The following is a 2,512-nucleotide window of genomic DNA, read 5'->3' as shown; positions in this document are numbered from 1 at the left end:
TGGGAGCTAGTGTCTTTTTAGGGACCACGCTAAAAGCTCCTTTGACAGGGGCAACCTTGGTTCTTGGATTTACGGGACAGCCGCTCCTTCTAAGTCTCCCCCTGTTACTCGCTAGCCTTTCAGCTCAGTGGCTTTCGAGGATTCTTGATAAGATCAGACAAAAAACAATAAAAACTCCTTCTCCAAAATAGAAGAAGGGAATGAGAAGCAGTGTTTATTGATTTTCTCATGTTTCTTGAGAATAGTTCGACACATCAGGGATATGTTTAAAGAAGTGGTTGACGGTGTTTAAGAGCGTGGGCAGTTCCAGTGGATTGCCACTAAAGAGATCCGTAGCTCTTCATTCTTCTTTTTCGAGTGACAGTCATCATCCGGATATCAAACTGGCCTTGAAAAAGTGGCAGGATGGGCTGATCAGATGTCTCTACTGTCAATACAACCTCTCCTTCGAGTTCTACAAACAGACCGATGAAGTCGAGATTGGGACTGCTCTTTGGAATAATCTGTGGACGGTCAGTTAGCTTTCTCGGCATAAATTGTGATCTAATGTAGGGCAATTATCGTGTAATTTATACTCTTTGAAAATCTCCTCAAACCACGTCAGCTTCACCTTGCCGTACTCAAGTACAGCCTGCGGGTCGCTTCCTAGTTTGCTGATTATTTTCATTGAGTATTAGAAGAAATTGCGCAGCAAATTGCTTGCCTACTGGACTTGGGAAACCGCTGAATGGTTTGCTTGGCTCTTTCTTGTTCCGCTGGCTTTTTACAGCTATGTTATCCTTTTAACTGCTGTAGATTCCTCAACACCTCAAACGATAGAAAAGTTGACCCTGTGTTCACATTTGAACACGAGCGGAAAACTTTTCTAAACAAAAAATGAAAGATAAGGGAGTTCGGGTCTGAAATTGAACCCGGGCTAGAGGCTGTGTAAAAAAGATAACCCCTCCTAGATGCGATGCATCTTTGTCGGATTTCCTATTTTTACTGGGCCTCTTTAACGCTTATCACTAAAAAAAATTATAGAAAGGAAAGAGCCTGTGTTCAGATTTGAACACGAGCGGAAAACTTTTCTAAAAACATTGAAAGGTAGGGTAGTTTGGTTTTGAATTGAATCCGTGCTATTCTCCTAATTATCATCTAAATTAAGAAAGAAAGGAATTGAACCCACCCTAAAAGCAGTGGGAAAAAGATAGTTGGTCTAGCGAGCATCGCTCACTGCACCCAACTCCTATTTTCCCTTCGCTTTTTGACGGGTTTGGTATCTTATATTATGTCTATCCATATTTCTGCTAAGCAAGGTGAAATTGCTGATAAAATTCTTCTTCCAGGAGATCCTCTTCGGGCTAAATTTATCGCTGAGAATTTTCTTGAAGATGCTGTTTGTTTCAATGAAGTCCGCAATATGTTTGGGTACACGGGAACCTATAAAGGGGAGCGTGTTTCGGTCATGGGGACTGGGATGGGGATGCCTTCGATTTCCATCTATGCGCGTGAGTTGATTGTCGATTATGGTGTTAAAAAACTCATCCGTGTAGGGACTGCAGGATCTTTAAATAAGGATGTTCATGTGCGGGAATTGGTTTTAGCCCAAGCAGCGGCGACCAACTCCAACATTATCCGCAACGACTGGCCACAGTTTGATTTCCCACAAATCGCAAGCTTTGATTTGTTAGACAAGGCCTACCATATTGCCAAAGACTTGGGTATGACGACTCATGTCGGAAATGTCTTGTCATCAGATGTCTTTTATTCTAACTACGGAGAAAAGAATATCGAGCTTGGAAAATGGGGCGTCAAGGCGGTCGAAATGGAAGCAGCAGCCCTTTACTATTTGGCTGCCCAACACCACGTAGAGGCTCTGGCCATCATGACCATTTCGGATAGCTTGGTCAATCCAGATGAGGATACAACGGCGGAAGAACGGCAAAACACCTTCACCGATATGATGAAGGTGGGACTAGAAACCTTGATAGCTCATGACTAATCTAGCAGTCAGTTATTTACTGGATAATTACATGTACCGACAGGCTTATGATTTGTTAAAGCGGGAGGATTCACTTTCAGAGGATGCTGCTTATCTCTTGCAAGTTTTGAGAGATCGTCGCGATTTGAAGTTAGACTCATCATTTAATCAATCCATGGTCAATCATTTTTGTCGAACCTATGCCTTTCCTCTGCATCAAAATGATTGCCAAGAAAAAGAACTGTTAGCCAATTATCTGGTGGAGCTAGAAGCCAAGTCCAAGACTGGCGACATTATTGACTTTTGTCGAGCTGTGAGCCCTCTCTTTTACCGGATATTAGAACGTCTAGTCTTGCAAAAGGTGCCTAATCTCTATGATATGGTCAAAAAAGGCAAAGGAACCAGCTTTGATAAGTGGTTGGTTGAAGAACTGGAGCACAGTCCAGATCCAGTCATTCAAGCCTTTTATCAGGTCAATAAAAACCAACCCCTGGTCAATTCAGATAGTTTGGTCGATTTTGTCTCTATCTTGGATTATAGTGAGAAAAT

Annotated in this window: 3 protein-coding genes and 1 pseudogene; 3 read left to right on the top strand and 1 reads right to left on the bottom strand. The window is 42.4% G+C overall.

Annotated elements, in window-relative coordinates; genetic code table 11:
* Positions 1-191, top strand: a pseudogene (locus tag STRDD10_RS11440) (hypothetical protein); the annotation flags it as partial.
* A gap of 129 nt (positions 192-320) precedes the next feature.
* On the opposite strand, the gene STRDD10_RS02720 reads toward STRDD10_RS11440, so the two are convergent.
* Positions 321-557: an oleate hydratase gene (locus tag STRDD10_RS02720; protein ID WP_067192897.1), complete on the bottom strand. Its 237-nt coding sequence runs from the start codon at positions 555-557 to the stop codon at positions 321-323.
* Positions 558-1,270: 713 nt separating this feature from the next.
* On the opposite strand from STRDD10_RS02720, the gene deoD reads away from it, so the two are divergent.
* Together deoD and STRDD10_RS02710 are read left to right on the top strand one after the other, a co-directional pair.
* Positions 1,271-1,984 carry a purine-nucleoside phosphorylase gene (gene deoD / locus STRDD10_RS02715; protein WP_067192896.1) on the top strand — a complete coding sequence of 238 codons (714 nt, stop codon included), beginning with the start codon at positions 1,271-1,273 and terminating at the stop codon, positions 1,982-1,984.
* The coding region (locus STRDD10_RS02710; protein ID WP_067192894.1) for a hypothetical protein at positions 1,977-2,512 on the top strand (536 nt) is incomplete at its 3' end. The genes deoD and STRDD10_RS02710, both read left to right, overlap by 8 nt.

It is taken from the genome of Streptococcus sp. DD10 (genome assembly GCF_001578805.1).
Lineage (GTDB): Bacteria > Bacillota > Bacilli > Lactobacillales > Streptococcaceae > Streptococcus.
Note: the sequence above shows the minus strand (reverse complement) of the source record. Positions and strands in the feature narration are given on the sequence as shown.